This window comes from Streptomyces sp. GC420 (assembly GCF_009916105.1).
In the GTDB taxonomy this organism is placed as follows: domain Bacteria; phylum Actinomycetota; class Actinomycetes; order Streptomycetales; family Streptomycetaceae; genus Streptomyces.
In genome coordinates this window covers 1-4,978 of sequence record NZ_JAAAXQ010000488.1, presented here as the reverse complement: position 1 = coordinate 4,978, position 4,978 = coordinate 1, and the positions used below count along the sequence as shown (strand labels likewise).

The following is a 4,978-nucleotide window of genomic DNA, read 5'->3' as shown; positions in this document are numbered from 1 at the left end:
CTTCTGACCGGGCCGGGCGGCGGCCCGGTCAGAAGACGACCAGTGCCCGGCCGCCGCGACCCGCGAGCATCGCGTCGAAGGCGGACGGGATGGCGTCGAGGCCGATGCGCTCCGTCACCATTCCGCCGAGGTCGAGGCGCCCCGCCCTGACGTGCTCGGCGAGCACCGGCAGGTCCGCCTCCGGGTCGCAGTTGCCGTACACACAGCCGGACAGGGTGCGGCCCCAGTGGAAGATCTCCAGGGCGGAGAAGGAGACCGTGTCGTCCTTGCCGCCGATGCCCACGACCGTCGTACGGCCGCCCCTGCGCGTCGATCCCCAGGCGGTACGGATGGTGGACGCGCGCCCCACGCACTCCACGGCGACGTCCGCGCCGTGGCCGCCGGTCAGCCCGCGGATGTCCTTGGCCGTGGTGTCCGAGGCGAGGACGAAGTCCGTGGCCCCGGCCCGCAGGGCCAGTTCCTCCTTGTCCGGCGAGACGTCGACGGCCACGATCGTGCCGGCGCCGGCGATGCGCGCCGACTGGAGCACCGCGAGGCCGACCCCGCCCACTCCGAAGACCGCGACGGACTCCCCCGGGCGCACCTGCGCGGAGTGGTGGACGGCGCCGTAGCCGGTGAGGACCGCGCAGCCGAGCAGTGCCGCCTCGGTGAGCGGAATCCCCTCGGGCAGCGGCAGTACACAGGTCTGGTCGACGACGGTCTCCTCCGCGAAGGCCCCGACGTTCAGCCCGGGGTAGAGGTCCTCGCCGGAGAGGGTGCGGGCGTACGGCCGGCCCGCGCCCGACAGCGCGTTCGCGCAGAGCCAGGGCTCGCCGATCCCGCAGTAGTGACAGTTCCCGCAGGACGGCGCCCAGTTGAGGACGACCGGGTCGCCGGGCGCGACCTTGGTCACGCCCTCGCCGACGGCCAGGACCGTCCCGGCGCCCTCGTGGCCGAGGACGGCGGGGACGGGCTGGCGCAGCGTCCCGTTGGACAGCGACAGATCGGAGTGGCAGACCCCGGCCGCGGCGAGGCGCACCCGCACCCGGCCGGGCCCGGGTTCGGCGGGCAGATCGATCTCGGCGATCTCCATCTTCAGCGGGGAGCCGACGGTGGACAGGATGGCGGCGCGGACCGTGTTCATCGGGTTCTTCGACTCCTGGTCAGAACTGAAGGGACTTGGTCTGGAGGAACTCGGCGAGACCGTGCGTGCCGAGCTCCCGGCCGACGCCGGACTGCTTGTAGCCGCCGAAGGGCGCGAGCGGGTTGAAGCGGCCGCCGTTGATGTCGACCTGCCCGGTCTCCATACGCCGGGCGAAGGCGACGGCCTCCTCCTCGGTGCCGGCCCAGACAGCTCCGGCGAGCCCGTACACGGTCCCGTTGGCGATGCGCAGCGCGTCCTCCTCGTCCTCGTACCTGAGGATGGACAGGACCGGCCCGAAGATCTCCTCCTGGGCGATGGCCATGTCCGGGGTGACGTCCGCGAAGACGGTCGGCTGCACGTAGTAGCCGGTCTCGCGGGGTGCCTCGGGGCCGCCGGTGACGAGCCGGGCGCCCTGTTCGACGCCCTTGGCGATGTAACCGCGCACCCGTTCCTGCTGCTTGGCGTTGACGAGTGGCCCGAGACGCTCGCCGGGCACGTACTTGGCGGCCGCCTTCTTCGCGAGGGCCACGGCCTCCTCGTACTGGTCGGTGTGGACCAGCATCCGGGTCCAGGCGCTGCACGTCTGGCCCGAGTTGGCCATGACGTTGGCGACGCCGACGTTGACGGCCCTGGCGAGGTCGGCGCCGGGCAGGATGACGTTGGCGGACTTGCCGCCGAGCTCCAGGGCGACCCGCTTGACCGCCGCGCCCGCGATGGCGCCGATCCTGCGGCCGACGGCGGTGGAGCCGGTGAAGGAGACCAGGTCGACGTCGGCGTGTTCGGCGAGGGCCTGGCCGGCGACCGGCCCGAGGCCGGTGACGAGGTTGAAGACCCCGGCGGGGAAGCCTGCCTCGTCGACGGCCTCGGCGAAGAGCTGGGCGACCAGCGGGGTGTCCTCGGCGGGCTTGAGCACGAGGGTGCAGCCCGCGGCCAGCGCCGGGGCGGCCTTGGCGACGATCTGGTGCAGCGGGTAGTTCCAGGGGGTGATGGCTCCCACCACACCGACCGGTTCGAGCAGCACGGTCGAGTTCCCCGCCTTCTCCTCGAAGGAGTAGCCGGCGAGCATGTCGGCGTACGAGCCGGCGACGGCGACCGGGGTACCGGCGTGCACGGCCTCGGAGAAGGCGGGCGGGGAGCCGAGCTCCGCGGTGACGGTCCCGGCGATCTCGTCCTTGCGGGCGGCGAGCACGTCGCGCAGCGCGGCCAGACGCGCCGCGCGCTCGGCCGGCGGGGTCGCGGCCCAGCCGGGGAAGGCGGCGCGGGCGGCGCGCACCGCGGCGTCGACGTCCTCGGCGGTGCCTGCCGGGACATGGCCGATGACCTGCTCGTCCGCCGGATTCACGACTGCGATCGTGTCTCCTTCGCGGCCTGCGGCCGGGGGCCGCCACTCCCCGCCGATGTACATGCCGTCGTGGGCCTTCATCGCACTCCTCCCGAGCCGTGCCGTGTCGTCCGGGACCCAAACTAGCGCCGGTAGTTTTCTGGCGCCAGACTCGACCTGCCGGACGGTGGTCACACGGTGGCGACGAGCGGGCGCGTCGGGGGGTCCGCCCGGGGCTGCCCGCAGCCACCGGGGCGGGAGCCGGTCGGGCCGGAGGCAGGCGGTGGACAGTGCAGCGGCGGCCGGTGCGGGACCGGGAGGCCGGGAGCCCGTGCGGGACCGGGCGGGCCGTTCGGGGCGCGCACCGGCACCCGGCCCGTCCCGGACCCGGGCAGGGTGCGGTCATGAGGCCGGTCACAGGGCTGTTCAGGGGCCGGGCCGGCGAGGGGTGCCCGGACGGACCGGGGCGGACCGCGGAGGAGGGCGGTGCCGGGGGCGGCCCGGGTCAGACGTCCAGGCCGGGCCGACTCTCCGGCGCGGGGCAGATCCGCTGTCCGTAGCCGTCGAAGACGTACAGGTGCGCGAGGTCCACGAGGAGGGGCACCTGGGTGCCGGGCCGCACCTGGAGATCGGGGCCGGTACGCACGACGAGGTCGCCGACCGGCGCCGGGGGACGCACCTGCTCGTCGTGTTCCGCGGTCTCCGGCTCCTGGTCCAGTACGACGACAGGACCCGACACGTGGCCGCCCGCCCGCTCCCGTAGTCGGCCCAGCATTCCGGGCCCGCCGCCCCTCCTGCGGCGCCGCGGCGCCGGCGAGGGCCTGGGCGACTCCAGTTCCGGCACATGGGCGGGCCGCGAGCCGGTGTTCAGGTGCACCAGCGCCTCGTGCCCCTGGTACTCCATGTGCTCGACGATGCCGCTCACCGCGACCTCGCCGGGCCGGCGCTCGGCCGGGGAGGCGATCCGCACCGCCTCGGAGCGCAGGCCGACGATGAGTTGCCGCCCCTGCTGGATGCGGAGCAACTGGAGGTCGGGGCTGAGCGGCTCGGGCAGCGGCAGCCGCTGCCGGCCGAGGTCGATCGACATCCGGCCGTCGATCGGGGCGTGCACGACGGCCTGGAGGAGATTGATGCGCGGGGTGCCGATGAACGCGGCGACGAAGACGTTCGCGGGCAGGGCGTAGGTCTCGCGCGGCGGGCCGACCTGCTGGAGCACACCGCCGCGCATCACGGCCACCCGGTCCCCGAGGGACATCGCCTCGGCCTGGTCGTGGGTGACGTACACCGTGGTGACGCCCAGTTCGCGGGTCAGCTGCGCTATCTCGGCGCGCAGATGGTTGCGCAGTTTGGCGTCGAGGTTGGACAGCGGCTCGTCCATGAGGAACACGGAGGGACGGCGGGAGATGGCCCGGCCCATGGCCACGCGCTGCCGTTCGCCGCCGGACAGCTGGCTCGGATAACGGTCGAGGATGTCCTCGATGCCGAGCATCCGCGCGGTCGCGTTCACCCGGGGGCCGCTGTCCTGCCCCGGCGCCTCGAAGCGCAGCGGGAAGCCGATGTTGTCCCGGCTGGTCATGCGCGGGTAGAGGGCGAAGTTCTGGAACACCATGGCCATGCCCCGGGCGGCCGGCGGCAGTTCGTTGGCGTACTCGCCGTCGAGCAGCAACTCCCCCTCGGTGATCTCCTCGAGCCCCGCGATCATGCGCAGCACCGTGGACTTCCCGCAGCCCGAGGGGCCCAGGAGCACCAGGAACTCGCCCGGCCGGACGGCGAGCGAGAAGCGGTCGACTGCTCGGACGTCACGGCTGTACGCCTTGGTGACGTTGTGCAGGGTGATGGCACGAGTCATGGGATCCAGCCCTGGAGGAAACGAAGTGACGGCTGCGCCGGGTGGTGACGAAAGGTAGTCGACCAATTCCAGTCAGGGAATGGCTCGTGCGCACCCTTCCGCCGCTTCGTGCGTCCGGCAGGGGCCGTTGGGGCGGCCGGGCCGCCCGGGGACGACGGGCCGCCTCCCGGGCGGGGCGGCCGGATCTCAGGCGCCGGCGGCCTCGCGGTCGCCCGCCCCGGCCGGGCCCCGGGTCTTCGTCAGGTGCGCGAAGACGACGACGTTGCTGTCGTAGCCGGTCCTGGGGTTGTAGCCGCCGCCGCAGGTGATCAGGCGGAGCTCGGGCCGGCCCCGTTTGCCGTACACCTTGGTGCTGGGGAAGGCCGACTTCTCGTACGACTTGACCGAGTCCACGGTGTAGACGGCGGTCCTGCCGTCGCTGCGTCTCGCCTCGATGGTCCGCCCGGGCTTGAGCGCGTCCAGGCCGGCGAAGACGGCGGGCCCCGTCTTGGTGTCCCGGTGCCCGACGGCCACCGCCGTGCCCGCTCCCCCGGGCGACGGACCACGCTCGTACCAGCCCACCAGTTTGGGGTTGTTCACCGGCGGTGCGGTCAGCCGGCCCTGGTCGTCCAGCCCGAGTCCGATGACCGGTGCCTTCAGACCGAGGTAGGGGATGGAGAGCTGGGTGGCCGCGGAGGGCGGCAGG

At 73.5% G+C, this 4,978-nt stretch carries 4 protein-coding genes; all 4 read right to left on the bottom strand.

Annotation, left to right across the window (positions count from 1 at the left end; all coding sequences use genetic code 11):
- Positions 1-28: 28 nt before the first annotated feature.
- Positions 29-1,123: a Zn-dependent alcohol dehydrogenase gene (locus tag GUY61_RS34610; protein ID WP_166634287.1), complete on the bottom strand. Its 1,095-nt coding sequence runs from the start codon at positions 1,121-1,123 to the stop codon at positions 29-31.
- 19 nt (positions 1,124-1,142) lie between these two features.
- Positions 1,143-2,546, bottom strand: coding sequence for an aldehyde dehydrogenase family protein (locus GUY61_RS34605; protein WP_166634286.1), 1,404 nt, complete (start codon positions 2,544-2,546; stop codon positions 1,143-1,145).
- 403 nt (positions 2,547-2,949) lie between these two features.
- Positions 2,950-4,293, bottom strand: coding sequence for an ABC transporter ATP-binding protein (locus GUY61_RS34600; protein WP_166634285.1), 1,344 nt, complete (start codon positions 4,291-4,293; stop codon positions 2,950-2,952).
- A gap of 186 nt (positions 4,294-4,479) precedes the next feature.
- A partial coding sequence (locus GUY61_RS34595; RefSeq protein ID WP_166634284.1) for a class F sortase occupies positions 4,480-4,978 on the bottom strand: 499 nt, incomplete at its 5' end.